This window comes from Streptomyces sp. NPDC057963 (genome assembly GCF_042887155.1).
Lineage (GTDB): Bacteria > Actinomycetota > Actinomycetes > Streptomycetales > Streptomycetaceae > Streptomyces.
This window is the reverse complement of sequence record NZ_JBHVPX010000002.1, coordinates 183,611-208,763: the sequence shown is the minus strand read 5'-3', so window position 1 is coordinate 208,763 and position 25,153 is coordinate 183,611. Positions and strand designations below refer to the sequence as shown.

Annotated in this window: 26 protein-coding genes, 1 pseudogene and 1 riboswitch; of the genes and pseudogenes, 15 read left to right on the top strand and 12 right to left on the bottom strand. The window is 69.2% G+C overall.

Annotated features, from left to right (window positions below; translation table 11 throughout):
- Positions 1–251: 251 nt before the first annotated feature.
- The 4 genes and pseudogenes from ACFVT1_RS04675 (at position 252) to ACFVT1_RS04660 (ending at position 4,103) form a co-directional block, all read left to right on the top strand.
- Positions 252–764 carry a SigE family RNA polymerase sigma factor gene (locus ACFVT1_RS04675; RefSeq protein WP_389792534.1) on the top strand — a complete coding sequence of 171 codons (513 nt, stop codon included), beginning with the start codon at positions 252–254 and terminating at the stop codon, positions 762–764.
- 41 nt (positions 765–805) lie between these two features.
- Complete coding sequence (locus tag ACFVT1_RS04670) at positions 806–2,080, top strand: hypothetical protein (protein ID WP_389792532.1); 1,275 nt, start codon at positions 806–808, stop codon at positions 2,078–2,080.
- A gap of 1,080 nt (positions 2,081–3,160) precedes the next feature.
- A pseudogene (locus ACFVT1_RS04665) lies at positions 3,161–3,574 on the top strand (serine hydrolase); the annotation flags it as partial.
- 400 nt (positions 3,575–3,974) lie between these two features.
- The gene (locus tag ACFVT1_RS04660) at positions 3,975–4,103 is read left to right on the top strand and encodes a hypothetical protein (protein ID WP_389793374.1); all 129 of its coding nucleotides are present in this window, start codon (positions 3,975–3,977) and stop codon (positions 4,101–4,103) included.
- Between the two features lie 93 nt (positions 4,104–4,196).
- Here the strand turns inward: ACFVT1_RS04660 and ACFVT1_RS04655 are convergent, their stop codons facing one another.
- A complete protein-coding gene (locus ACFVT1_RS04655) occupies positions 4,197–4,796 on the bottom strand; it encodes a TetR/AcrR family transcriptional regulator (protein WP_389792530.1) in 600 nt (199 codons plus the stop codon).
- Between the two features lie 123 nt (positions 4,797–4,919).
- On the opposite strand from ACFVT1_RS04655, the gene ACFVT1_RS04650 reads away from it, so the two are divergent.
- Both ACFVT1_RS04650 and ACFVT1_RS04645 read left to right on the top strand, forming a co-directional pair.
- A complete protein-coding gene (locus ACFVT1_RS04650; protein ID WP_389792529.1) occupies positions 4,920–5,504 on the top strand; it encodes a dihydrofolate reductase family protein in 585 nt (194 codons plus the stop codon).
- A 167-nt stretch (positions 5,505–5,671) separates the two neighbouring features.
- Entirely contained in the window at positions 5,672–7,054 is a 1,383-nt protein-coding gene (locus ACFVT1_RS04645) for a serine hydrolase domain-containing protein (RefSeq protein WP_389792527.1), read from the top strand.
- A gap of 231 nt (positions 7,055–7,285) precedes the next feature.
- Here the strand turns inward: ACFVT1_RS04645 and ACFVT1_RS04640 are convergent, their stop codons facing one another.
- Positions 7,286–7,738 carry a GNAT family N-acetyltransferase gene (locus tag ACFVT1_RS04640; RefSeq protein ID WP_389792525.1) on the bottom strand — a complete coding sequence of 151 codons (453 nt, stop codon included), beginning with the start codon at positions 7,736–7,738 and terminating at the stop codon, positions 7,286–7,288.
- A 60-nt stretch (positions 7,739–7,798) separates the two neighbouring features.
- Complete coding sequence (locus tag ACFVT1_RS04635) at positions 7,799–8,266, bottom strand: MarR family winged helix-turn-helix transcriptional regulator (RefSeq protein WP_389792522.1); 468 nt, start codon at positions 8,264–8,266, stop codon at positions 7,799–7,801.
- Between the two features lie 140 nt (positions 8,267–8,406).
- Between ACFVT1_RS04635 and ACFVT1_RS04630 the strand changes: the two genes are divergently transcribed.
- Complete coding sequence (locus ACFVT1_RS04630; RefSeq protein WP_389792520.1) at positions 8,407–9,618, top strand: MFS transporter; 1,212 nt, start codon at positions 8,407–8,409, stop codon at positions 9,616–9,618.
- A gap of 99 nt (positions 9,619–9,717) precedes the next feature.
- Complete coding sequence (locus tag ACFVT1_RS04625; RefSeq protein WP_389792518.1) at positions 9,718–10,143, top strand: heme-binding protein; 426 nt, start codon at positions 9,718–9,720, stop codon at positions 10,141–10,143.
- 50 nt (positions 10,144–10,193) lie between these two features.
- Here ACFVT1_RS04625 and ACFVT1_RS04620 read toward each other — a convergent pair whose 3' ends face one another.
- Positions 10,194–11,063 (bottom strand): GNAT family N-acetyltransferase, encoded by an 870-nt coding sequence (locus ACFVT1_RS04620; RefSeq protein ID WP_389792516.1) that lies wholly within the window; start codon positions 11,061–11,063, stop codon positions 10,194–10,196.
- Between the two features lie 5 nt (positions 11,064–11,068).
- A complete protein-coding gene (locus tag ACFVT1_RS04615; RefSeq protein WP_389792514.1) occupies positions 11,069–11,626 on the bottom strand; it encodes a DUF2269 domain-containing protein in 558 nt (185 codons plus the stop codon).
- Between the two features lie 264 nt (positions 11,627–11,890).
- Between ACFVT1_RS04615 and ACFVT1_RS04610 the strand changes: the two genes are divergently transcribed.
- A complete protein-coding gene (locus tag ACFVT1_RS04610) occupies positions 11,891–13,231 on the top strand; it encodes a globin domain-containing protein (protein WP_389793336.1) in 1,341 nt (446 codons plus the stop codon).
- A 77-nt stretch (positions 13,232–13,308) separates the two neighbouring features.
- Here ACFVT1_RS04610 and ACFVT1_RS04605 read toward each other — a convergent pair whose 3' ends face one another.
- From ACFVT1_RS04605 to ACFVT1_RS04590, 4 genes are all read right to left on the bottom strand, one after another.
- The gene (locus tag ACFVT1_RS04605) at positions 13,309–13,788 is read right to left on the bottom strand and encodes an NUDIX domain-containing protein (RefSeq protein ID WP_389792512.1); all 480 of its coding nucleotides are present in this window, start codon (positions 13,786–13,788) and stop codon (positions 13,309–13,311) included.
- A 63-nt stretch (positions 13,789–13,851) separates the two neighbouring features.
- Positions 13,852–14,748, bottom strand: coding sequence for a LysR family transcriptional regulator (locus ACFVT1_RS04600; RefSeq protein WP_389792510.1), 897 nt, complete (start codon positions 14,746–14,748; stop codon positions 13,852–13,854).
- Between the two features lie 195 nt (positions 14,749–14,943).
- Complete coding sequence (locus tag ACFVT1_RS04595; RefSeq protein ID WP_389792509.1) at positions 14,944–16,074, bottom strand: cystathionine gamma-lyase; 1,131 nt, start codon at positions 16,072–16,074, stop codon at positions 14,944–14,946.
- A 69-nt stretch (positions 16,075–16,143) separates the two neighbouring features.
- Entirely contained in the window at positions 16,144–16,521 is a 378-nt protein-coding gene (locus ACFVT1_RS04590) for a phage holin family protein (protein ID WP_362210738.1), read from the bottom strand.
- Between the two features lie 68 nt (positions 16,522–16,589).
- Between ACFVT1_RS04590 and ACFVT1_RS04585 the strand changes: the two genes are divergently transcribed.
- The 4 genes from ACFVT1_RS04585 to ACFVT1_RS04570 all read left to right on the top strand — a co-directional run bounded on the left by ACFVT1_RS04585 (position 16,590) and on the right by ACFVT1_RS04570 (position 18,851).
- Entirely contained in the window at positions 16,590–16,907 is a 318-nt protein-coding gene (locus ACFVT1_RS04585) for a cupin domain-containing protein (RefSeq protein ID WP_362210735.1), read from the top strand.
- Between the two features lie 177 nt (positions 16,908–17,084).
- Positions 17,085–17,297 carry a DUF5326 family protein gene (locus ACFVT1_RS04580; protein ID WP_114249160.1) on the top strand — a complete coding sequence of 71 codons (213 nt, stop codon included), beginning with the start codon at positions 17,085–17,087 and terminating at the stop codon, positions 17,295–17,297.
- A gap of 244 nt (positions 17,298–17,541) precedes the next feature.
- Positions 17,542–18,312, top strand: coding sequence for an IclR family transcriptional regulator (locus ACFVT1_RS04575; protein WP_389792506.1), 771 nt, complete (start codon positions 17,542–17,544; stop codon positions 18,310–18,312).
- A 101-nt stretch (positions 18,313–18,413) separates the two neighbouring features.
- A complete protein-coding gene (locus ACFVT1_RS04570; protein ID WP_266747352.1) occupies positions 18,414–18,851 on the top strand; it encodes an SsgA family sporulation/cell division regulator in 438 nt (145 codons plus the stop codon).
- An 80-nt stretch (positions 18,852–18,931) separates the two neighbouring features.
- On the opposite strand, the gene ACFVT1_RS04565 is transcribed toward ACFVT1_RS04570, so the two are convergent.
- Positions 18,932–20,254 carry a YibE/F family protein gene (locus tag ACFVT1_RS04565; protein WP_389792504.1) on the bottom strand — a complete coding sequence of 441 codons (1,323 nt, stop codon included), beginning with the start codon at positions 20,252–20,254 and terminating at the stop codon, positions 18,932–18,934.
- Between the two features lie 70 nt (positions 20,255–20,324).
- Positions 20,325–20,458: riboswitch (TPP riboswitch) on the top strand.
- Between ACFVT1_RS04565 and thiC the strand changes: the two genes are divergently transcribed.
- Positions 20,451–22,226, top strand: a complete 1,776-nt coding sequence (gene thiC / locus ACFVT1_RS04560) for a phosphomethylpyrimidine synthase ThiC (protein ID WP_389792502.1) — start codon at positions 20,451–20,453, stop codon at positions 22,224–22,226. (Overlaps the previous riboswitch by 8 nt.)
- A gap of 176 nt (positions 22,227–22,402) precedes the next feature.
- Positions 22,403–22,990 carry a GNAT family N-acetyltransferase gene (locus ACFVT1_RS04555; protein WP_362201696.1) on the top strand — a complete coding sequence of 196 codons (588 nt, stop codon included), beginning with the start codon at positions 22,403–22,405 and terminating at the stop codon, positions 22,988–22,990.
- Positions 22,991–23,079: 89 nt separating this feature from the next.
- On the opposite strand, the gene ACFVT1_RS04550 is transcribed toward ACFVT1_RS04555, so the two are convergent.
- Together ACFVT1_RS04550 and ACFVT1_RS04545 are read right to left on the bottom strand one after the other, a co-directional pair.
- Complete coding sequence (locus ACFVT1_RS04550; protein ID WP_389792500.1) at positions 23,080–23,904, bottom strand: hypothetical protein; 825 nt, start codon at positions 23,902–23,904, stop codon at positions 23,080–23,082.
- 181 nt (positions 23,905–24,085) lie between these two features.
- Positions 24,086–25,144, bottom strand: a complete 1,059-nt coding sequence (locus tag ACFVT1_RS04545; RefSeq protein WP_389792498.1) for a metallophosphoesterase — start codon at positions 25,142–25,144, stop codon at positions 24,086–24,088.
- Between the last annotated feature and the right edge of the window lie 9 nt (positions 25,145–25,153).

Genomic DNA, 25,153 nt, shown 5'->3' with positions numbered 1-25,153 from the left:
GCTGCCACAGCGCCGTCTCCAGGGCGTCCAGGACGGGCCTGGTCTCCTTCTTGCAGGCGTGCTCGGTGAGGACCCCGCAGATCTCAAACGCGGCCTTGAGCGCTGGAGGGGACCCGTACCTCGGTGGTCGGGGGCTGCGGGAACCACTCGCCGATGAGCTCGCCGAGAGGGGAAGCAACTCGGGTGAAACATCCCGCCGCCCCCACCGCATCTAAATGGTGTAGGCGACGAGGCAAGGGGGAGGGCGGCGGATGAGACGGTCCCAGGAGAGCGCCTTCCGGGAGTTCGCGACGGCCCGCATGGGGCATCTCTTCCGTTCAGCGTGCCTGTTGACCAGCGGCGACACCTATCTCGCCGAGGATCTGGTGCAGGAGACGCTGGGGCGGATGTATGTGGTGTGGGGCAGGTCGTCGAAGCTCGGTAATCCGGCGGCGTACGCGCAGACCGTTCTTGTACGAGTCTTTCTGGCGCACCAGCGGCGGCGTTCGGCGGGAGAGCGGCCGAGCGACGAGATTCCCGAGGTCTCGGAGACGGCCGCGCAAGGCGACGCCTCGCTGCGGCTCCTGCTCCTGGACGCGCTGCGGAAGCTGCCGGCGAAGGACCGGGCGGTGGTCGTGCTGCGGTACTGGGAGGACCGGTCCGTCACGGAGACTGCGGACGTCCTCAACGTCAGCTCCGCAGCCGTACGCACCCGCAGCACCCGTGCACTCGCCCGGCTGAGGGTGCAACTGGGCGGCAGTATCGGAGAGTTCGCCGCGCACTGATCAGCCCGACTGACTATTACGAGAAATGGTGGTGGTTTGGCATGTCTGGAACGCAGGAGGACCTGGACGCGTTCGAAGGCGGGCTCGGTGACGCGCTGCGCCGCACCGGGGAGGTCTTCTCCGTGGAGGGGCGCCCGCTGGTGGACGGCGGCGTCGTGCGCGGCCGGCGGGGGGTGCGGCGCAGGCGGGTCGCGGCCGTGACCGGCAGCGTCGCGGCGCTCGCCGTCGTGGGGTTCGGGGCGTCGTACCCCACAGGGGCGTTCGGCGGCGGCTCGGGGCAGGGCGGGGCGGGCGTGGCCGCGCAGCCGAAGGCGCAGGAGACCGGCCCTTCGACGAAGTCGTCGCCCGGCAAGGGGCCGCAGCTCTCGGCACAGCAGGTGATCGAGAGGTTGGAGGGGCTGCTGCCGGAGGGGAAGGTCAGCGGGCGGGCAGGGCGCGGCACGGCCGACCGGTTCGGGCCATCGGCGCACCTCGTCTTCGACGATGGCGAGGGCAAAGCTGCGATCGGCGTGAGCGTCGGCGCCATCGACCCGGACGGCACCGAGGCGGAGCAGCAGCTCGAATGCCCCGACAAGACCTTCGTGCCGTACGACTCCTGCCGGAATGAGACGCTTGCCGACGGTTCGCGCCTGATGGTGTTGCGCGGGTACGAATACCCTGACAAGCGCGTGGACACCAAGTGGTGGCACGCCTATCTCGTGACTCCCGACGGATACACGGTCGATGCCAGCGAGTGGAACGCGCCCGCAGAGAAGGACGCCGCCGTTTCACGGGCCGAGCCCCCGCTCACTGTGGGGCAGTTGAAGGGGCTCGTCATCTCCGACGAGTGGCGGCCCGTGATGAACGCACTGGGAAAGGCGGCCCCGGAGCCGGTACGGCGGCCGTCGGCGCAGGGGCAGGACGGCCGGGCGATCCTGAGGAAGCTCAAGTCGCTGCTGCCCGTGTCTGCGAAGGCAGCCTCCGAGCGCGGTGACGACGGATACGCGTACGTCGTCGTGAATGACGGCAAGGGCGCGAGCCTGGTGCAGATCAACGTGCAGCCGAACATGTCGGACGTGGAGGGGGAACTGTTCGGGGCCGGGGCGGAGGTGCTGCCGGACGGGACGAAGGTCGTCACGCGTCAGGGCCCGGGCGAGAAGGGTGGCGCGGGCGTGGTGATGTGGACCGCCGACACCATCCGTACGGACGGCCTGCGGGTCGTGGTGTCGGCGTTCAACTCCGGGTCCCAGAACGCGAAGGCCACACGGCAGACACCCGCGCTGACCATGCAGCAGCTGAAGTCGATCGCCACGAGCGGGAAGTGGGCCGGAAAGTAGGGCCGTGAGGAACACACCTGCTCCTCGCGGCAGTTCGGGAGGCGGACCACCTTTCGAGTGGGCCGCCTCCCGCTTCGTGTTGCGTACGTGAGCGTTGCGCGGCGCTGTTGCCTTGTCCGGGCGCCCTCGCGGCCGCTGTCGCAAACCGTCGCCACCCTGCTGGACGACACCGGAGCGCCCGCAGTTGGTACACCCGCGCGTACGCCGGCGCACAGTGTCCCCGCACACCCGGAGAAGCAGGCTGCCGCGCCCTGCGGCGTGGCGTCGCGCACTGCCCGTCGGCCGCACCCGCATGACCGGCTTCGGCCGACGTCGTTCGCAGGGGGCCGGCCTGTGGGCACAGATGAACGGTCACTCGACTGAAGCTGCAAGAGCCGTCGCTATCGTCACGCTCGGTTTACTTCACCGCTTGCCGTGGTGGCGTAAGGAAGTGCCACGTCCGTGAGGCTGAGCGGTTCCGCCCCCGACCTGAGACAGCGGAAGAACCGCTGGTCAGCGAGCATGACCGGTGCCACGAGCGGCGAGTTCGTACACCATCTGACGGGGCTCGGATTTCGTGTCCAAATCTCACGAGCGATGGCCAAGCGACGGCATATCTGACACGAATCCGAGACTGGCAGGTCAAGCCGCTTGTCCTGTCTCAGCCGATCGGGTCCCCGTCTCAAATGATCCGGTCCCATTCGCTCGTCGGCTCAGGTGATCTGGTCCGGCACGCCGGCACGCGCGGAGCGTGACGTGGCCGGTCAACCCTTGGCAGGACGGGATAGGCCGGTCAGTTCACGGTGGGTAGCGGCCTGCGGGGGCGTAACGCTGTCACTCACAAGTGTCTCAGGGCGAAGAGGCTGTCAGAGGGGTCCACGACTGCCGCGTCCCACGCGTCTCGCAGCCCTCGGAAGGCGGTGAGGAGCTTCAGCTCGCTGTCGGGACGGTCTTGATTTCCCGGACACGGCGTTCGGCGCGCTCGACCGTGGATCAGCTCCAGCGGCAATCCGTCGCGCTCCGCTCAGCTTTGGGAGGCCGCTCTCCGCCGGCGCCTGCCGGACGCGCGAAAGCGTGGACAACGCGTCGACCGCCTCGGTCATGGGGTGTGGTCCCGCTCCGGCGACCGCCCGGTGGCCCTCGGCGGGCGGCGTCGAACTGGCGCACCACCTGGGGCAAGGCCTTCAGAACTGTCGTGGAGTGGTTGAAATCGCCGATGTCAGTGAGCTGCTGGTCGGCGCCGTTGGCGGTCAGTCGGCGTTGGCAATGCCGAGAGTTCGCGAAAGCGACGTCTTTGTCGCCCGTGGCATGAAAGAGGTGGACCGGGACTTCGGGCCGCCAGTCGCAGGTGGTGTCCAGGGCCATCGACAGCAGGGAGGCGACGTGGGCATGGCTCGGGTCGTCGAGGACGGCCGGACGGTGTGGAAGGGCGCGGCCGGGGTGTCGGACCTGGGCACCGGGGCAGCGGTCGATCCGGACGGACGGTTCCGGATCGGCAGCATCACCAAGACGTTCACCGCGACGGTGGTGCTCCAGCCGGTCGGTGAGGGGCGTATCAGGCTGGGCGAACCGGTGGACATCACCCTGATCAATCCGTCCGACGCCGGGGCAGCCGGGGCCTGCGTCTCCACCGCCACCGACCTGGCCCGGTTCCACTCCGCACTGCTCGGCGGCAAGCTGCTCCGCCCGGCCGAACTGTCCGAGATGAAACGCACCGTCGAGACCGGCCTGGGTGTGGGGTACGGCCTGGGATCCAGCGGATGGACATGCTCGACGCACTGGGGTGCGGAAAGGTCTGGGGGCATACGGGCGGTATCCACGGCAACGTCGCGATCATGTTCGGTGACGCGGCCGGCCGCCGGCAGGCCGTCACCGCGGCGGGCACTACGGGAAGGTGGACGGCACGGAAGTGCTCATGCGCCTGAACAAGACGGTGGTCTGCGGTGCCGGCGGCACGGAGGTGCTCATGCGGCTGAACAAGGCGGTGGTCTGCGGTACCGGTGGGCCGGCGGCGGGCACCGCGGCGCCGGCCGAAGCGGAGTGACACATCGGCGGCGAGGCCTCCGGAGCCGTGGCCGGACGCGCCGTGCCGTGCCGTGGAGTCTCTGCGGTTTCGGACGACCGGCCCCGGGGCGGTTCAGGACGGCGGGACGACGCGCGTGACCACCAGTTCCACCAGCCGGTCCACAGTGGACTCGGCCCGGGAACCGCCCTCGGGGCCGGCGAGAACGGCGGGCAGCGTGAAGTGCTCCAGCAGCAGGCCCGTCATGGCCAGGTAGAGCACCAGGAAGGCGTCCGCGTCGCCCGGCAGGCCCGCCTCCCGGTGGAACCGGGCACTCTCGTCGACGTCGGCGCGGACGGACTGCGTCAGACGGTCGCGGAGCGCCGGGCGGCGGGTGGCCTCCAGGCGGAGTTCCAGCATGGCGAGGTAGCCGGTGCGGTCGTCCTCCATGCGCTGCACCAGCCATCGCATCAGATCGGTGATCAGCTCACGCGAGGGTGCCGGGCGCATGGCCTTCTCGACCCTGGCCGGGTCCGGTGTCACCCGGACGGTGATACGGGCGGCCGCCTGCATGAACAGGTCGTCGCGGTTGGTGAAGTAGTTGGACGACGTGCCCACCGGGACGCCTGCGCGTGCGTCGACGGCGCGGAACGTGAGTCCTCGCGCGCCCTCGTCCGCCAGCACTTCGATGGCGGCATCGACGAGCGCCGTTCTGCGCTCGGGGTTCCTGGCCATGCCTGGGCCTCCCTCGTCTTCTCTTCGGGTCGTCGGCGGAAAGGGATTGCGCAACCACTACGCATGAAGCACTCTAGTTGAAGTGGTTGTGGCTCGGACACGCCGCAGCGGAACGGGGATCCTGTGCGAAAACTGACCTACTTCATCGCTTGCTCCATCGATGGTTTCATCGGAGATCCGAGCGGTGACGCGTCGTCCTTCCACCAGTTCGTGGACGAGGAATTCCTTGAGTTCCTGAAGACGCAGTACCCGGAGACGGTGTCGACCGAGGGCCGCAAGGCTCTCGGCTTCCACGACGCCGAGAGCCGGCGGTTCGACACCGTGATCCAGGGGCGGGCCAGCTACCAACTGGCGCTGGACGTCAACATCACCAGTCCGTACGCCCAGCTGCGCGAGCTCGTGGCTTCGCGAACCCTCAAGGAGTCACCCGACCCGAACGTCGAGCTCGTCTCCGACGACGTGGTCGCAAGGGTCCGGGAGCTCAAGGCGGAGGACAGCGGGCTCGGCATCTGGCTCTGCGGCGGCTCCCAGCTCGCCGGAGAGCTGATCGACGAGATCGACGAGCTGGTGATCAAGACGTACCCGATCGTCTACGGCTCGGGCATGCCGATGTTCGGCTCGGATTTCGCGCCCACCACGTTCGCGCTGGACTTGGTTCGTGTCTTCGACAGCGGCGCGCTGGTCAGGATCTACAACCGGACGCGCTGACCGGGCAGTCGGTGGCTGTGGCGGGGTGTGGCCCGGGTGCCGTGGAATGCGTTCGCGGCGGTGGGGTATGGCCCGGGTGCCGTGAAATGGGTTCGCAGTGGCGAGTGTGGCCCGGGCGCTGTGAAATGGGTTCGCCACAGCTCGGGTCCTACGGGTAGTTGTTGAACATGACCTCCCCATCTGAACAGTTGCTCCCCGGTACCCGGCGCGCTCTGCTGCATCGCATCGCCGTCGCGCAGTCGGAAGGCCGCGCCCCTTCGCTCGTCGCCGCGGTACAGAGGCAGGGGCAGGCCGTCTGGAGCGGCACCCGCAGCTGCGTGGACGGCCACGCCCCGGACGCCGACACGCAGTTCAGGATCGGCTCGATCACCAAGACGTTCACCGCGGTGCTGGTCCTGCGGCTGCGCGACGAGGGGCTCCTGGACCTGGACGACCCGCTGGAGAAGCATCTGCCCGGTACGGGGGTTGGTGGAGTCACTGTCCACCAACTCCTGGGCCACAGCGCGGGACTCGCTGCCGAGTCGCCCGCCCCCTGGTGGGAGAGGACCCCGGGCGCCCTGCGGCCCGAGCTCGCCGATGTACTCGGTGAGCGGACGAGGATGCACCCTCCGGGCCGCCGGCACCACTACTCGAACCCCGGCTACACGCTGCTGGGTGCGCTGGTCGAGAAGGTGCGCGGAGCGAGCTGGGCGGAGGTGCTGCGACGCGAGATCCTGGAACCGCTGGGCATGCACCGCACGAGCACCCAGCCGCAGGCACCGCACGCAGGTGGCTGGGCCGTGCACCCCTGGGCCGATGTCATGCTGCCTGAGCCGACCGAGGATCTCGGGCTGATGGCCCCGGCCGGCCAGCTCTGGTCCACCACCGGCGACCTTCTCCGCTTCGCGGCCTTTCTCGCCGAAGGGGACGACCGGGTGCTCCGTGCCGCCTCCGTGGAACAGATGCGTGAACCGTCCGCGCCGCCCGAGACCGGTGGCTGGGAGTCGCAATACGGCCTCGGTCTTCAGCTCGTACGGACGGACGGTCGCACGCTCTTCGGGCACACGGGTTCGCTGCCCGGCTTCCTGGCCACCCTGTGGGTCGACGTCGAGGACGATGTGACGGCTGTCGTTCTCGCCAACGCCACGTCGGGGCCGATGGTCGGAGGTGTCGCCGCCGATCTCGTGAAGATCGTCGCCGAGGCCGAGCCCCGCATTCCGGAGCCCTGGCGCCCTCTGCCCGGGGTGGACACGGAGCTTCTCGCGCTGACCGGTCCCTGGTACTGGGGCACGCACGCGAACATCCTGCGACTGACCTCGGACGGTGGGCTGGATCTTCAGGCTCTGCGCGGCAACGGCCGAGGCGCCCGTTTCACCGCACAGCCCGACGGCACCTGGGTCGGACTCAACGGCTATTACGCGGGGGAGACGCTGCGTGTCGTCCGGAACGCCGACGGCAGCCCGAATCATCTGGATCTGGGTTCGTTCGTCTTCACGCGTGAGCCGTACGACCCTGCGGCGGCCGTGCCCGGCGGTGTGGACGAAGGCGGATGGCGGGGCCTCCGAGTCTGAGCCCCGCGTCGTCCGCTCTCTGCCGGTTTCTCCGCTGTTTCACGTGAAACGACAGAGAGCGGACGACTCGGGCTGTCAACTTCCGTTCCGTTCGCCGCCGGTGGCGGGACCACGGGACCACGGGACCGTGGGCAGTGAGGGCAGTGAGGGCAGTGAGGGCGGCAAGGGTCTGCCGCTCGGTACCACCACCCCTTGGACTCCGGCCTGCGGGCTCCGGACTCCGGACTGCGATCAGAGCGCGAGCTTGAAGCCCACGTGGCTGGCGGTGAAACCCAGCCGCTCGTAGAAGCGATGAGCATCGGTCCGGGTCGCGTCGGACGTCAACTGGACCAACTGGCAGTTTTGGCGCCGGGATTCGTCCACGGCCCATTCGATCAGCCGGGTGCCGAGGCCGCTGCCGCGTTCGTCGGCATGGATGCGGACGCCCTCGATGACCGAGCGGGTGGAGCCTCGCCGGGAGAGTCCGGGGATCACGGTCAGCTGCAGGGTTCCGACGACGCGGTTTTCGCGTACGGCGACGACCAGGCGCTGGTTCGGGTCGTCCGCCAGCCGCCGGAAGGCGGCGCGGTACGGAGTGAGGTCGTCCGGCGACTCGCGCTGTGAGCCCAGCGGATCGTCGGCGAGCATGGCCACGACCGCGGGGATGTCGGCGAGAGCCGCAGGGCGTATTTCGAGATCGCTCATGATCGGCAGGTTACGCAGATCACGAGCACGGCGCGGCCGTTCTCCGGCCTCTGCGGCGGCTCACGCGACCTGTACCGGGGCCTTCAGCTCTTCGACCGCCGTGACGAGCGGGGCCAGCTCGGGATTCCTGGCGGCTTCGTCGAGTGCGGCGCGCAGCGCGGTGTCATTGGTCGGCCGGGCCGCTGCGAGCAGGGTGAGGCCGGCCTCGGTGACGTCGGTGTAGATGCCCCGGCGGTCGGTGTCGCAGAGATACCGGGTCAGCAGTCCGCGGTCCTCTAGCCGGGTGACCAGACGGGTGGTGGCGCTCTGGCTGAGCACGACGGCGTCCGCGACCTGCTTCATCTGGAGATGGCCGCCGGGACCGCTGTGCTGCCGACTCAGGACGTCGAGCAGGGAGTACTCCCGCACGCTGAGCCCGTGCCCGGTCTGCAGCGCCCGCTCGATACGGGCCTCGATCTTCCCGTGGAGCAAGGAGAGAGCGCACCAGCCCTGGGAGAGGGCGGTCAGTGCGGGGTCTTTCGCTGTCATGAGTCTCTCCTCCGTCTCGGAGCCGCTTGGCTCCAGGATAGGCGACCTTCGAGATAGCCCGCGCTTGCAATTAACGTGCGCCTGCAATTATTGTGGACGCTCGTAAGGCGCAGATGCAATCTTCAGGGAAGGTGAAACCCATGCCGCTCGCGCTCCTCGCCCTTGCCATCGGGGCTTTCGGAATCGGAACCACCGAGTTCGTGATCATGGGGTTGCTCCCCGAGGTTGCTGCGGACTTCCAGGTCTCGATTCCGGCCGCAGGATTCCTCGTCACGGGGTACGCACTCGGTGTCGTCCTCGGCGCCCCGCTGATGACGGTTCTCGGCACCCGCGTCACCCGCAAGCGCATGCTCATGCTGCTGATGGGGCTGTTCGTCGTGGGCAATGTCGTCTCCGCCGTCGCCCCGGTCTTCGGCGTGATGCTCGCCGGCCGCGTGATCGCCTCGCTCGCCCACGGTGCCTTCTTCGGCATCGGATCGGTCGTGGCGGCCGATCTGGTCGCCCCGCAGAAGAAGGCCGGCGCGATCGCCATGATGTTCACCGGCCTCACCGTCGCCAATGTCGTCGGTGTACCGCTGGGCACCTACATCGGACAGAGCGTCGGCTGGCGGACCACGTTCTTCGTCGTGGCCGCGCTGGGCGTCGTCGGCCTTCTCGGTGTGGCCAGGCTCGTCCCCGAACAGCCCCGGCCCGAAGGCGTACACCTCCGGCACGAGCTGGCCGCGTTCCGCAATGTCCAGGTCCTGCTCGCCATGGCGATGACCGTGCTGGGCTTCGGAGGCGTCTTCGCCGCGATCACCTACATCACTCCGATGATGACCGAGGTCGCCGGATACTCCGCGTCCTCCGTCACCTGGCTGCTGGTCCTCTTCGGGCTGGGCATGGTGGGCGGCAACCTGCTCGGCGGCAAGTTCGCCGACCGCCGTCTGATGCCGATGCTGTACGTGTCCCTGGGCGCCCTCGCCGTGGTCCTGGCCCTGTTCACCCTCACCGCCCACAACAAGATCGCGGCGGCCGTCACCATCGTCCTGATCGGGGGCCTGGGCTTCGCCACCGTGCCGCCGCTGCAGAAGCGGGTGCTCGACCAGGCCGCCGGCGCTCCCACCCTCGCCTCCGCCGTCAACATCGGTGCCTTCAACCTCGGCAACGCACTGTCGGCCTGGCTCGGCGGCCTCGTCATCGCAGCCGGCCTCGGCTACACCGCGCCCAACTGGGTGGGTGCCGCACTGGCCGCCTCCGCCCTGGTCCTCGCCGTCGTCTCCGGTGTTCTGGAACGCCGCACGGTCACCCGGAGCCGACTCGTCGCCCGGCACAGCCCCGAACCGCTCGCGGCACCCGCGGCCCAGCGCTGACCGCTCTCACGCCCCCACACACCAAGATCCCACCCGCACACAGCACCGCACCGCACTGCATCGCACAACCCGCACAGCACCGCACCAAGGAGTCCCCCCATGAGCACCACCACTGTCGCCGTCGCCCCACTGACCACACCGGACGCGGAGACCCTCGTCGAAGCGGCCCGCAGCGCCGCCGAAGCCGCCGGGGTCGCCGTTGCCGTCACGGTCCTCGACGCGGGCGGTCATCTCCTGGCCTTCCGGCGGGACGACCGGGCCGTTCTCATTGCGGGCGAGACCAGTACCCGCAAGGCCTATACGGCCCTCCAGCTCGACGCTCCCACCGCCGACCTCGTCGCCGCGGTCCAGCCGGGCGGGCCCTTCCACACCCTGCCGACCGCCCTCGACCGGCCGCTGCTCTTCATCGCCGGCGGTGTCCCGGTCCATCGCGACGGCCGGCTCATCGGTGCCATCGGCGTGGGCGGAGGCGCTCCCGACCAGGATCACGGCTTCGCGACGGCCGCCGTGAAGGCTCTCGTCTGACACCCGTCCCATTGCTCACAGGGCGGTAAACGGTCCAGCAGCCGGGTGCGTCAGCCCGTCGCCACGGTCAGCGGAGCGTAGCGACGGGCCCGGTCGCCCGGCAGGTCCGAAGCCCCGCACGTCATCACCGTGGTCCCGGAGCCCGTCCGCAGACCGCACTCCTTGAACCAGGCGAGCAGGTCCGTGTGACGGGTGTCGATGTCCGCGCGCAGGGGCAGATCCGTCGCGCGGGCGAGCGAGGCGACGAGTGCCTGAGCCGTCGCGGTGTCGGGAGCGATCAGCGGGCCTATCACGTGCGTACGGTCGCTCGGCCAGACCGCCGCGTAACCGATGAGCTGTCCTTCGTTCTCCGCGATCCGGATGTGGTCGGCGTACGCGGGCAGGCGGGCGAGGACATGCGTCCGGTCGGCGCCGAAGACCTCCGAGTCCAGCCGGACGACGGACTGCAGGTCGTCCGCCGTGGCCGGCCGAACGGTCGCGGCGGAGGCTTTGCCGCCGGTCGGCCGGAAGAATCCGGTGACCCGCTCGACGTGGCCGACGACCGAGAACCCGAGCTGTTCGTAGAGCGGTTGTCCCGCAGGTGTCGCGTACAGGCTGAGGGGGATTCCCGCGGTCTCGCCGATCACGTGCCGCATCAGGAACCGGGCGACTCCCTGTCGCGCGTACCGCTCGGCGACGAGCAGCATGCCGATGGCAGCCAGTCGCGGACCGTAGGAGGTCACGACACACACGGCCATCAGGCCCTTGCCGCCGGGATCGTCCAGGCCGTAGCCGGTGCCTGCGGCGAGGAGCAGACCCCATCGGTGCTCATCGCGCGGCCAGCCCCGGTCCTCGCAGAGATCGGCACAGGCGACCAGGTCGCCCAGGGTGAGACGCCGGACAGGCAATTCGGCGAGCGGGTGGGGCAGCGGGATGGGCATGAGGGTCAGGCTGTCCGACGCGGCGATCGTTCGTCCACTCCTTTACCGGCTCCGTTTTCCCGGGTTCCGGCCGTACCGGACCCGGCCGAGACGCGGAGCTGTCGGCCGCGCCGGGTCATTCCCCAGGGCTTCAGCACCGATATCGCGGTGATGAACAGATACGTTGCCGTCGCCACCGCCGGAGCGACGACCAGATCGACGTCGGCAGAGCCGCGCGCCGCCGCCTCGTCGATGCCGGGGCGCAGCGAGAAGACCGACAGCGCCGTGGTGATCAGGGTGAGCCAGAATTTTGTCCAGACCCATCGGTGCCTGGCCAGCCCCCACGGCGTACCGAGCGCCAGGACGAGGCCGCTGAGCAGGGCGAACAGGGCGATGGGAACGACGAGCCAGTCCCCGAAGATCTTCATGGCGCGGGTGGCGGCCTGCGCGGTGGCGGGGTCGCCGGTGCGGAAGGCCGTGATTCCGAGCGTCAGTAGTCCGACGGTCAGTCCCAGCCAGCTCACGGATATCGAGACGTGCGCGACGAGGAGGCTGCGGCGGGCGGAGCGCTTGAGTGGTTTCACGTGAAACACCGTGCCGGGAACGGGGCACTCGGGCGTCCGACAGCGGGAGTATCCGCGCGTACTGGCCTCGGCGTACAGAGCACGCTTCTCATGGCCTTCCCGGCAAGGGCAGTTGGTGTGCCTCCCCCTGCGGCCCTCCTGGTGAAAGCAGTTGCGACCCGGTGCCGTGGCGGTGCGGAAACGGGCGGTGGCGATGGACGCGCAGCTCGGCCGTGGGGCAGAAGAGCGTAACGGGAAAGCCGATTCGGATACCCGGACTTCCCGCTGTTTGTCCGGTCTGTGTCCCCGACGAGGCATGCTGGGGCGAGGAACCGCGGTCAGGCGGCGACCGATGACCGGGGGCGGCATCCGACCACGCCCGCAGACCGCGGCAGCGGACCGCGTGGGTGTGCAGGCGACCAGAAGACGTTCGAGGCGAGGCACAGCATGGATGCTCCGGCCACCAGGTGGACCGAAGACGGAACGGGCAGAACTCCCGACGCGACCTTGATCCACCGCACCTTGGCCGAGATCGCGCCGATCGCGGATCAGGTGACTTCGTACTTCTACGCCCTGCTTTTCATCCGGCACCCCGATCTGCGTGCCCTGTTCCCGGTCGCGATGGACGTCCAGCGCGACCGGCTCCTCCGTGCGATCCTCACCGCGGCCGACCGGCTGGACGACCCCCACGCGCTCACCGAGTACCTCGGTGAACTGGGCCGGGGGCACCGCAAGTACGGCACACTGCCCGCGCACTACCCCGCAGTGGGCGAGGCGCTTCTCGGGGCACTGAGCCGCTATGCGGCCACCACCTGGGACGCGGAGACGGAAGCGGCGTGGGTCCGTGCCTACACCGAGATGTCGCAGATCATGATCGATGCGGCCGCCGACGACGAAGAGAGGGCTCCCGCCTGGTGGCACGCGGAGGTCGTCTCGCACGACCTCAGGACCCGGGACATAGCGGTCCTCACGGTCCGTCCCGACCAGGTCTATCCCTTCCTCGCGGGCCAGTACGCGGCGATGGAGACCCCGTGGTGGCCCCGGAACTGGCGGCACTACTCCTTCGCCTCGGCGCCCCGCCCCGACGGTCTGCTCACCTTCCACGTCAAGGCCGTCCCGGCGGGCTGGGTCTCCAACGCCCTGGTGCACCGCGCCCGCCCCGGCGACATCGTGCGCCTGGGCCCGCCCACCGGCTCGATGACGGTCGACCACTCCACCCACAGCGGCCTGCTCTGCCTGGGCGGCGGCACGGGCATCGCGCCGATCAAGGCGCTCGTCGAGGATGTCGCCGAACATGGCGACCGGCGTCCCGTGGAGGTCTTCTACGGGGCACGCAGCGATCTCGACCTGTACGACATCGACACGATGATGCGGCTCCAGAAGACCTACCCCTGGCTGGCGGTGCGGCCGGTGGTCTCCACCGGCCCGGGGACGGAGGGGGGTCTCCAGGGGCCGCTGCCGGAGGCGGTGCGCGCGTGCGGGCCGTGGCACGAGTACGACGCCTACCTCTCGGGCCCGCCCGGCATGATCCGCAGCGGTGTGGACGTGCTCAGGGGCATCGGCATGCCGGCCGAGCGCATCCGGCACGACTCCGTCGAGGAACTGGTGGCCACCGGCCCCTTCTGACCCGGCGAGCGCCGGCCGAGCACCCCGATGCTCCGGTCCCGCCCCCGGCGCCGGGGGCGCCCCCGCGAACGGCGGCGTCAGCCCAGGTCGGGGGCGTGCATCGCCCGTACGCCCTCGATATTGCCGTCCAGGTAGTGCCGCAGCGACAGCGGTACGAGATGAACCGCCGCGATCCCCATCCGGCTGAACGGCACCCGTACGACGTCGTACTCCCCGCAGGGGTCGTCGATCTCGGGACCGTGGCGCCGGGACAGGTCCATGGACTCCAGCCGGCAGACGAAGAAGTGCTGGACTTTCACGCCCTTCACCCCGCCGCCCTCGATGTGCTCCACGGTGTCGACGAAGCAGGGGACCACATCGGAGATCTTGGCGCCGAGCTCCTCGTCCAGCTCGCGGTGCAGGGCGTCGACGACCGTCGCGTCCTCGGCCTCGACGCCGCCGCCCGGTGTGAGCCAGTACGGATCGACCCCGGGCTTGGTGCGCTTGATGAGGATGAGGTCGTTGCCGTCGAGCAGGATGGCGCGTGCGGTGCGCTTGACCACTGGGCGTTCGGTCATGGCAAGAGAGTGGCCCACCGAACCGTTTCTGAAACACCTGACCCGCGCCGGACCGTCCTGCGCTCACCAGGCGGCGGCAGCGCGCAGCAGCCACTCGTGCGCCCGCGCGAGGTGCGGCAGTGCGAGCGTGCCGGTCCGCACGGTCAGGAAGTAGGTGCGCAGCGGAGGCACGGGAGGATCGAGAAGCGCCACCACCTCGCCCCGCTCCAGCGCCCCCTCGCACAGGTAGCGCGGCAGTACGGCGAGTCCGGCGCCCGCCGCGGTGCATTCCAGTACCGCCCGCAGATCCGGTGCGATGACGGTACCCGCGGCGGCGGGCCGGCCGTCGAAGACGGCGGCCCAGTAGCGGGAGACGAGCGGCAGGCTCTCGTGCACCTCCACGACCGGCAGCTGGTCCAGCACCACGGGCCCCTTGTGCCGCAAGGCCCCGGGCCCCAGGCGCCCGGCCCAGCGGGGCGCGGCGATCAGCACGTGTTCCTCGTCGCAGAGCGGGGTCGCGGTGAGCAGCTCACCGCGCGGACGGGCCGTGGCAATGGCCAGGTCATGATGTCCGGCGGCCAGCCCCTCCAGCGTCTCCTCGGCGTCGGTGAGGAACGTGCTGCGCAGAGCCAGACCCCGGGCGATGAGCGGGGTGAGTGCCGGCAGGGCACGCATCGACGTGAACTCGGGTGGTCCGGCCAGATGCAGGGTCCGTACGCCCGACTCCTCGTCGAGCTCGGTCTCGGTGATCTCGATCAGCGCGTCCAGGTGGGGCGCCGCCCGGTGCGCGAGCTCGTCGCCGATGGTCGTCGCGGTCACGCCGCGGGCCCCTCGAAGGAAGAGCGGGCGGCCCAGCTGCCGCTCCAGGGTGCGGATCTGCGAGGTGACCGCGGGCTGGGAGAGGCCGAGCAGGGCGGCGGCCCTGGTGAAGGAGCCGGCTCGGTGCACCGTGACGAATGTGCGCAGCAGGGCCAGGTCCATGTCCTGTCCCCTCCCACCCTCGCGATGCTTCGGACCCGTACAACTATAAATATGTCGATAGGTCGCTGTCGCTACCGTGATTGGACACTGACGGAGAGTCAACTAGCCTTGTCCGGACGGTTCTTCACCCAGGGAACCGGGACGGTCCGAGCCACGAGGGGGGAGGCTCGGACCGTCCGTACCACCAGTACCGGCTCAGCTCTCGCCGAGCGCCGCGTCCAGCGCCCGCTCCACGTCGGCCACCAGGTCGTCCGGGCTCTCGGCGCCGGCCGAGAAGCGGATGAAGCCCTCCGGGACGGCGTCGCCGCCCCAGCGTGCCCGCCGCTCGGCGGTGGAGCGCACGCCGCCGAAGCTCGTCGCGTCGTCGACCAGCCGCAGCTCGGTCAGGAAGCGCTCGGCCCGCTCGCGGTCGGGGAGCACGAACGACACCACGGAGCCGAAGCGCCGCATCTGCCGGACGGCGTTCGGATACGAGGGGTCGCCGGGCAGCCCGGGGTACCGCAGACCGGTCACCCCCCGGCGCTTGCCCAGCGCCTCGGCGAGGGTCAGGGCGGTGGCGCACTGCCGGTCGATCCTCAGCTCCAGCGTGGCCAGAGAACGGTGTGCGAGCCAGGCCTCCATCGGCCCGGGGATCGCGCCGACGACCTTGCGCCAGCGCCGCACCCCCGCTGCCAGCTCCGGATCGCGGCAGGTCACATGGCCGAGCAGGATGTCTCCGTGCCCGGTCATGCCCTTGGTGTCACTGGCCACCGAGAAGTCGGCCCCCAGTTCCAGCGGGCGCTGGCCGAGCGGGGTGGCGAGGGTGTTGTCGACGGCCACCAGAGTGCCGGCCGCGTGCGCCGCCCCGACGAGCCGGCGCATGTCGCAGACATCGAGCCCCGGATTGGACGGGGTCTCGATCCACAGCAGCTTGGCGCCGTCGAGGACCGCCAGCTGGGCATCGCCACCGGTCGGTGCGGTCCGCACCTCGACGCCGTACGCCTCCAGCTGCTCACGCACCAACGGCAGCGCCTGATATCCGTCGTCGGGCAGCACGACCACATCGCCGGTGCGCGCCTGGGAGAGCAGAACAGCCGAGACCGCCGCCATCCCGGAGGCGAAGACGGTGGTCTCGACCGGCTCGCCCGGCGCCTCCAGCTCGCCGATGGCGCGTTCCAGATGGGTCCATGTCGGATTGGTGTCCCGGCCGTAGGTGTACGGGCCGACCGGTTCACCGGAGAGATGGAAGTGCGCGGCGAAGGCCGGTCCGGGCAAGGTGGGCTCGAACTGCTCCGGTTCGGGCAGCCCGGCCCGTACTGCCCGGGTTCCGTCACCCATGGTGTCCATTCCGTTCCTCACTTCTCTCTCCCCGGTGTGCCACCGGTCCCGCCCCGCGCCGTTCCCGTGGGTGTCGGGTCAGTCCTCGTCGGGCAGGATCACGTTCAGCGCCCACGACACGATCGAGATGATCAGACCGCCGAGGACGGCGGTCCAGAAGCCGTGGACATGGAAGCTCAGGCTGAACTGGCCGGCCAGCCAGGAGGTCAGCAGCAGCATGAGGGCGTTGACCACCAGGGTGATCAGCCCCAGCGTGAGAATGAAGAGCGGCAGAGTGAGCAGTTTCACGATCGGCTTGACCACGAAGTTCACCAGGCCGAAGAGCAGGGCCACCACGATCAGTGTGAGTACCTTGCGCCCGGTGCTGCCGCCGCTCAGCGTGATGTCCTGGAGCAGCCAGATGGCCACGGCCAGCGCACCCGCGTTGGCGATCGTCTTGACTACGAAATTCTTCATGTGTCTGATCGTGGCAGACATGATCGGTGGCGGACACCGACAGTACAGAGGCAAGGGGCGGACGGGCCATGAAGGCATTCAGACTGGACGAACTGGAAGCGGAGCGGGCCGCGAACGACGGCGCGTATCTGCAGTTCGTGAAGGAACGGAACATGTCCGTCGGCCTGTACGCACTGGACGCCGGCGACCACGACCCGCAGCAGCCGCACAAGGAGGACGAGGTCTACTTCATCGTCAGCGGCCGGGCCTCGATCACGGTCGGCATGGAAACCACGCAGGTGGGACGAGGGAGCGTGGTGTACGTCCCCGCCGGCGTCGCCCACAAGTTCCACCACATCACCGAGGACCTGCGGGTCATGGTGGTCTTCTCCCCGCCGGAGAGCTGAGCAGCGCAGGGCTCCCGGCTCCGGACTCCGGACTCCGGACTCAGGGATCCCTAGGGGGTCGATCAGGGGACTTCAAGGGCTGTGGAATCCCCGTCGGCCCCCTCCGCGCCTCTAGCATCGAGGTATCGAAGAAGCATCGGAACAGGAACTCACAGAGACGAGGCAAGGACGATGGCCGTGCGGGAGATATTCGCGGGGATGCCCTGGTGGGTGAAGTGGATCGCGGTGCCGGTCATCGCGATCGTCGTGTTCGGCGGTCTGATCGCCAGTGTGGTCGGATTCGTGATCGGTCTGCTCTTCAAGGTCCTGGTCTTCGTGATCCTGGTCGGCGGACTCGTTTTCGTCGTACGCAAGTTCATGTCGTCGTCCTCCTCGCGCGGCGACTGGTAGGACGATCGGAAGCCGACCGCGGCGATTAGCCCAGCTGAGCTAAGTAGAAGACGAAACGACCCCCCTTGCGGATGCGGCCGATATGGTGGCAGTCCGCCGCCACCACCTGGGAATTAACTGTCCGCCACCACCCTGACCAGTGGTTTGCACGGCGTTCGGTCTCCGAACCCCAGTCATGCGGCGGTTTGTGGGGGCGGCCCCCACAGGCGGGCTGACCGCCCGTCACCATGCGTGGGGGTGACCGTTGACCACGGCATCGAGCACTGCTGTACCGACGTTGATCGGTTCGGTTCAGCGAGCGCTGAGGCTGCTGGAAGCCGTGGGCGCCCATCGGCAAGGGGCGCCCGCGAAGCAATTGGCCAGGGAAGCGGGCCTTCCCCTTCCCACCGCCTACCACCTGCTGCGCACCCTGACCCATGAGGGCTATCTGCGCCGGGAGAGCGGCGTGTTCCTCTTGGGAACCGCGGCCGAGCGCCTGGTCGGTGAACGTTCGCTGCAGAATCGTCGCAGCAGGATGACGGAGTCGCTGAGCCGCTGGCGCGACACCATCGGCGCACCGGTGTACTGCGCCGTCTACCGCGAAGGTGAGATCGAACTCGTCGCGGTCGCCGACACCCCCGCCACCCCCGCGGTGGCCGAGTGGGCGTCCTTCCAGGAGACCGGGCACGCCCATGCGATCGGCCAGTGCCTGCTGAGCCAGCTCGACGAGAAGGCCCGCGAGGACCATCTGGACCGGCACCCGGTGCGGCCGCTGACCCGCTACTCGGTGCGGGACCGCGCGACGCTCCTTGAGCGGTTGCGGTCATTGGAGCGGATGGAGCCTGTCGTCGAACGGCAGGAGTACGCCTTGGGGACGGTCTGCGCGGCCATCCCGATCACTGCCGGATTCACCGCCGCCGCGATGGCGATTTCAGTACCCCTGGAGCAGGAAGACCGGTTGCTCCCCGCAGTCGAACAACTACGTGGCGAAGTGGCCAACCTCTTGCGTTCGTTCGTGTTCTCTATCAGTATCTGAAAAATCACTCCTTGTGATCTGCTATCGCGTGCACCACGATGGCGTCAATAGGGCCACGGGGGATCATTCCTGGCCAGATTCATCTACTGCGGGGTTGAACGATGCGCGAGTCGGTTCAAGCTGAGGTCATGATGAGCTTCCTCGTTTCGGAGGAGCTCTCTTTCCGGATCCCGGTGGAGCTCCGGTATGAAGTGTGCGATCCATATGCGATCCGGATGACCTTCCATCTGCCCGGCGACGCCCCCGTCACCTGGGCATTCGGCCGTGAGCTGCTGCTCGACGGCCTCAACAGTCCCAGTGGCGACGGCGATGTGCACATTGGGCCCACCGAGCCCGAGGGGCTTTCCGATGTACACATCCGGCTTCAGGTGGGCGAGGACCGCGCCCTCTTCAGGGCCGGTACGGCGCCGCTCGTGGCCTTTCTCGACCGGACGGACAAACTCGTGCCGCTCGGGCAGGAATGCACGCTGGGTGACTTCGAGGGCAACCTGGAGGAGGCCCTGGGCCGGATCCTCGCCGAGGAGCAGAACGCCGGCTGAAGAGCACGGCGTCGCAGACCGGCCCGCCGGTCGAACGCGACACCTGCCGAACGGGTGAATCGCTCTCCGTACGGGGGCGTTCAAGGCTTCGTCCTGCGACGGCGGCCTCTCCCGGTCCGTACGGGTGCAGGAGCTCCGGCTTCCGCGCCGAGCCCTGTGCGGTCCGCGGAGACGACCAGCGCGGCGAGCACTGTCGTCACCGGCACCGAGGCGACCAGTCCGATCGAGCCGACCAGCGTCCGCACGATCTCTTCCGCCACCAGTTCGCTGTTGGCCACCGTCCCCACGCTGCTCTGGGCGATCGAGAACAGCAGCAGCAGCGGCAGCGCGGCGCCCGCGTAGGCGAGCACCAGCGTGTTGACGACCGAGGCGATGTGGTCGCGTCCGATCCTGATCGCCGCTCGGTAGAGCCCCCGCGCGCCCATCGTCGGGTTCGCCTGGTGCAGCTCCCAGACCGCCGATGTCTGGGTGACCGTCACGTCGTCGAGTACCCCGAGCGAACCGATGATGACACCGGCCAGCAGCAGGCCGCTCATGTCGATGTGCGGGTACAGGCCGTGGATGAGGCCGGTGCTGTCGTCGGTGTTGCCGGTCAGGCTCGCCCAGCCGATGAAGAGCGATCCGAGCAGTCCGATCAGCAGGAGCGAGATTAGTGTGCCGATCACCGCGACCGAGGTGCGGGCGGTCAGGCCGTGGCACATGTAGAGCGCGGTCAGCATGATCGCACTGGCCCCGATCACCGCGACGAGCAGGGGATTCGAACCCTGGAGGATGGCCGGGAGGATGAACAGGGTCAGCACGGCGAACGACACGGCGAGCGCGATCAGTGCCATCACCCCGCGCATCCTGCCCACCGTGACCACGACCAGGGCGAAGATCCCGGCCAGCAGTGTCATCGGGAACTTCCGGTTCACATCCGTCACCGAGTACTGCAGGTCATGGGGCGCGTCGGGCGCGTAGGCCACGACCACGCCCTGCCCCTTGCGCAACTGACGCGGTGCATCGGGCTGGACGATCTCGACGAAGGTCCGGCCCTTGTCGTGACCGGTCGTCACCTCGACGGTGGCCTTCTCGCACAGCCCCGGCCCGCTTCCCGACGGCGGGGTGGTCTCGCCGCTGGTGGGCATCTGGGCGGCGTTCACTTCCTTGCAGTCCACCTTGTCGACGTTCACCACCTTTCCCTGCTGGGTCTGCCGGTCGAAACCGACACCGGTCCGCTCGTGCGGTGGCGCACCGCCCGGCCAGAGCACCGCCAGGCCGACGACGACCGCGGCGGCGAACGGGATGAGTACGGCCGCGATCACCTTGCGCAGATGCTTGGAGACGGGCGCGGCAGGACCATGACTGTGTGAGTGGCCGTGCTGATGGCCCTGCGGGTCGGGGTCGATATGGGGGGACGTCACCGGCCGATCATCGCAAGAAGGGAAGGGCCCTCTGTTCATCGCGCCGGACGGGGCGCTAGCGTGGAGGAACCTTTGCACACGCGGGAGCTCGGAGCACCGGGCTGAGAGGGCGCTGATATCCGTACACCTGTACGGGACAGGCTGCGCCGACCGCCGAACCTGTTACCGGGTAATGCCGGCGTAGGGAGTAGGTCTCATGACCACATCGGACGCACGCACGCCTGCCTCGAACCAGAGCGACGAGGCCGGGAAGTCCATCGGCTGGCACAAGGGATATGTCCGGGGTTCACGCCCGGACCTCCGGGTGCCGGTCCGTCAGGTGCACCTCACCAACGGCAAGGACGTGACGCTGTACGACACGTCGGGGCCGTACACCGACCCCACCACGGAGACCGATGTCCGTCGCGGACTCGCACCGCTGCGGGAGAACTGGATCATCGCGCGCGGCGACACCGAGGAGTACCCGGGCCGCCCCGCCCGCCCCGAGGACGACGGGCTCAGGCACACCTCGCCGCGTGGCGGGCTGCGCAACCTCGACGCCGTCTTCCCCGGCCGGCCGCGGCTGCCCCGCCGCAGTCGGGACGGGCAGCCGGTGACCCAGCTCGCGTACGCCCGCCGGGGCGAGATCACCCCGGAGATGGAGTACGTGGCGATCCGGGAGAACGTCGGGCCCGAGGTGGTGCGCGAGGAGATCGCGGCCGGCCGGGCCGTGCTGCCGGCCAACGTCAACCACCCCGAGATCGAACCGATGATCATCGGGAAGCGGTTCCTGGTGAAGGTCAATGCCAACATCGGCAACTCCGCGGTGACGTCCTCCATCGAGGAGGAGGTGGAGAAGATGACGTGGGCGACGCGGTGGGGCGCCGACACGGTCATGGACCTTTCCACCGGACGCAACATTCACACCACCCGTGAGTGGGTTCTCCGCAACTCCCCCGTGCCGATCGGCACCGTTCCCCTCTACCAGGCCCTCGAAAAGGTCGACGGCCGGGCCGAGGAGCTGACCTGGGAGATCTACAAGGACACCGTCATCGAGCAGGCCGAGCAGGGCGTCGACTACATGACGGTCCACGCCGGCGTGCGCCTGCCGTACGTCCCGCTGACCGCTCGCCGCAAGACCGGCATCGTCTCCCGCGGCGGCTCGATCATGGCCGCGTGGTGCCTGGCGCACCACAAGGAGTCGTTCCTGTACGAGCACTTCGAGGAGCTCTGCGAGATCCTCGCCGGCTACGACGTGACGTACTCGCTGGGCGACGGTCTGCGCCCCGGCTCGATCGCCGACGCCAACGACGAGGCGCAGTTCGCCGAACTGCGCACGCTCGGCGAACTGAACACGATCGCCAAGCGGTTCGGCGTCCAGACCATGATCGAGGGGCCGGGCCATGTCCCGATGCACAAGATCAAGGAGAACATCGACCTCCAGCAGGAGATCTGCGAGGAGGCGCCGTTCTACACGCTCGGCCCGCTGACCACCGATGTCGCTCCGGCGTACGACCACATCACCTCGGGCATCGGCGCGGCGATGATTGCCTGGTGGGGCACGGCGATGCTCTGCTACGTCACGCCCAAGGAGCACCTCGGCCTGCCCAACCGCGACGATGTGAAGACCGGCGTCATCACGTACAAGATCGCGGCGCATGCGGCGGACCTCGCCAAGGGGCACCCGGGGGCGCAGGACTGGGACGACGCGCTCTCCGACGCCCGTTTCGAATTCCGCTGGGAGGACCAGTTCAATCTGGCTCTCGACCCGGTCACGGCACGGGAGTTCCACGACGAGACGCTGCCCGCCGAACCGGCGAAGACGGCGCACTTCTGCTCGATGTGCGGCCCGAAGTTCTGTTCGATGAAGATCTCCCAGGACATCCGCCGTGAGCACGGCGGTTCGCCGGAGGAGATCGAGGCGGGCATGGCGGAGAAGTCCAAGGAGTTCGCGGCGGCCGGCAACCGGGTCTATCTGCCGATCACGGACTGATCCCGTTCGATGCGTGGCCGGGTGGTGAAGGCGTGCGGCAGGTCTTCACCACCCGGCCGCTGCCCTCCCGCGGGCGCACGGCAGGGATGGGGAGGGGCGGTGCCGGAGAGCCGGTGAACGGGGGGACGGGTGAAAAGCAGATGATCAGGGCGATCATGTGTTCGTAGGATCCGCGCATGGGCGATATCGCGGCGGAGACGACCGAGGCAGACCGGCAGCCGTGCTGGAGGGGGCGGAACATCGCGTTCGTTCCTGTCGAAGTCGATGACGCCGAGCTGCTGCAGGAGTGGCGGTCCGATCCGGCAACCGCCCATGCGATGGGTATCTGGCCGCGTTCACTCGCATCGCTGCGGGAGCGCATCGAGCGCAATCACGACGACCAGGACCGGGACGACTTCATCGTCGTGCTGGCCGACGGCACACCTGTCGGCCACCTGGCCCTGACCGCACAGGACGTTGCCGACGGAACGGCCGACGTCGAACTGATGCTGGCCCCGCGGCACCGCGGCCACGGATACGGCACGGACGCGCTCGACGCGCTGACGGATCTGGCGTTCGGTGAGCTGCCCATGTACCGCCTCCAGGCGGTCACCCACACGGACAACGCGGCCGCGCTCGCCGTCCTCGCCAGGTCGGGGTTCGTGCGGGAGGGGATACAGCGATCAGCGTGTCTGCACCGGGGACGCCGCCACGACATCGCGGTGCTCTCCCTGCTCCGTCCCGAATGGGAGGCACTGGCGCGCCCGAAGGCCTGGGATCTCTGACCCGCGGCGGCCTTGGCGCGTGGCCCGTACGCGGTGAAGGGCGCGGGGACCGGCCGGGCCGCACGGTTCTCCTGGGAGGCCGGGGCCGGTTAGTCCGTTTCGTGCTCCGGGCCGCCGAAGTCGGGGCTGGTGAAGTCGGGGCTGGTGAAGGTCGGGCGGGGGCCCGCCGCCGGGCCTTCGTCGGGGCTGGTGAAGTCCGGCCGGCTGTAGCCGATCTTCGGGATGCGGTTCGCCGAGCGATGCGGTGTGCGTGCCGCGGGTCCGGCGTCCGGGTCGGCGAGCGCGTCCCTGAGGAACGGAAGGATTCCGCGCTCCAGCAGGGCGTGGCGCCACGCCTCCCTGGCGCGCGCCACATCCTCCGGCAGCTCGTTCCCGAGATCCTCGGCGGGCAGCGGCGCCGATCCGTTGCGCAGCGCGGTGACGAGCAGCCCGACGGCGGCGGCCAGCATGGCAGCGGCCATGACCGCCGCGAAGAACCAGCCCGCGGCGACCATGGTGGAGGCGAAGGACGGCGGCGGGCTGAGTAGTTTCAGCAGATAGCCGGCCAGCAGGAATATGAACGCGGCGGTGCCGGCGAGCACCGGCGCCAGGACCGTGACGACGGCTCCTACGCCGGCGCCCGACTGGTTCTGACGGATCGTGCCGTACCCGGGGCCCGTGCCCTCGTCCGCCTCTTCGGCCGGTCCGCGCAGCTCTTCGCGGGCCTGCACGTAGTGCTCGTACTCCGTGGCGGCCGTCGCGGTGATCATTGCCGTGGCGTCCAGCGCCATGGTGCGCAGCTGTACGGCGTTGAGCCGCTCGCCGACCGCGGCCAGATCTGGTCGTTCATGAGCATGGCGCAGTGCGTCGTCGAGGATCCGCTCGTACTCGGGGCGGTCCTCGGCCAGCAGATGCGGAGCGCTGTTCATGTGCATCCCCCGATGCTCCGTCGGGCCTGAGTGCCCGTGAGAACCGGGCAGTTGGGCGGAAACGGAGGAGAGCCTGCTACTGACACGCCGATGGTAGAGCGCCCACGGCACGACGTGACAGGGGGTTTCCGTAAATAGGCCCGGTGGTCGGCGTGGTCAGGTCGTGGAGCGTCTTCCCGGATGGACGTCAGTCATGCAGGGGCAGTCGAACGACCAGTAGCTTTCCGGCCATGGTCACTCCGCCGTCCATGGCGATGGCGAGTCCGTCCGCGTAGACGTGCGGACCTTCGACCACGGGTCCGGAACTGTCCTCCCCGTCCTCCGAGCCGACCTCGCCGAGGAGGTACGGAATGGGGCTGTGACCATGGACGATGCGCTGTCCGCCGTAGGCCGACATCAGCTCCCGGACGGCCTGCGGCCCCGCCTCGTCACGGAAGGCGAACCGCTTGGTGAGCTTCCGGAAGAGGTCCCAGCACTCATCGGCGTCATTGCGCGTGAGAATGGCGTGCACGGTGTCGTTGACGTCCTCGATGGTGTTGCCGTAGTCGAGGTACGCCGTCGTGTCGGAGTGCATCAGCAGATGCCCGTCCTCCTCGACGATCGCGTCGAGCCGGGACATCCACTGGAGGTGGACGTCCTGGAGCCGTTCCATGTCGTTCTTCTGGCCGCCGTTGAGAAGCCAGGCGGCCTGGAAGGTGGCGGTGCCCGCGCCGGAGTTCACCGGGGTGTCGCTGAACCGCTTGGCGCCGATGAGCAGCAGTTCGTGATTGCCCATGAGGGCCTTGCAGTAGCCCCCGGCGGCCGCGGCCTCGGCGGACAGGCGCATCACCAGGTCGATGACGCCGATGCCGTCGGGGCCCCGGTCGGTGAAGTCGCCCAGGAACCAGAGCCGGGCATTGCCCGCGGACCAGTTGCCCTCGTCGTCGATGAGGCCCTGCTCGGCGAGGGCGGCGTGGAGCTCGTCCAGATAGCCGTGGACGTCGCCGACGACGTACAGCGGTCCGAGCCCCGGCTCCGGGGTGGGCCGCGGGTCGGGGACGGTCCGCACCTGGACGGTGTCACCGCGGTTGATCACCGGAAGGTCGCGCGCGGTGGGGGTGTACCCCTCCGGCGGCTCGTCCCCCGGAACGGCATTGCCCGGGTGCGGCGATGGAGGCGGCACCGGGGTCTGCGCATAGGGCGGTACGCGGAAGTCACGCAACGTCGCAGTCCGCACCACGGGTTCCTGACCGGCCCCCTGTGTCATCGACCCCTC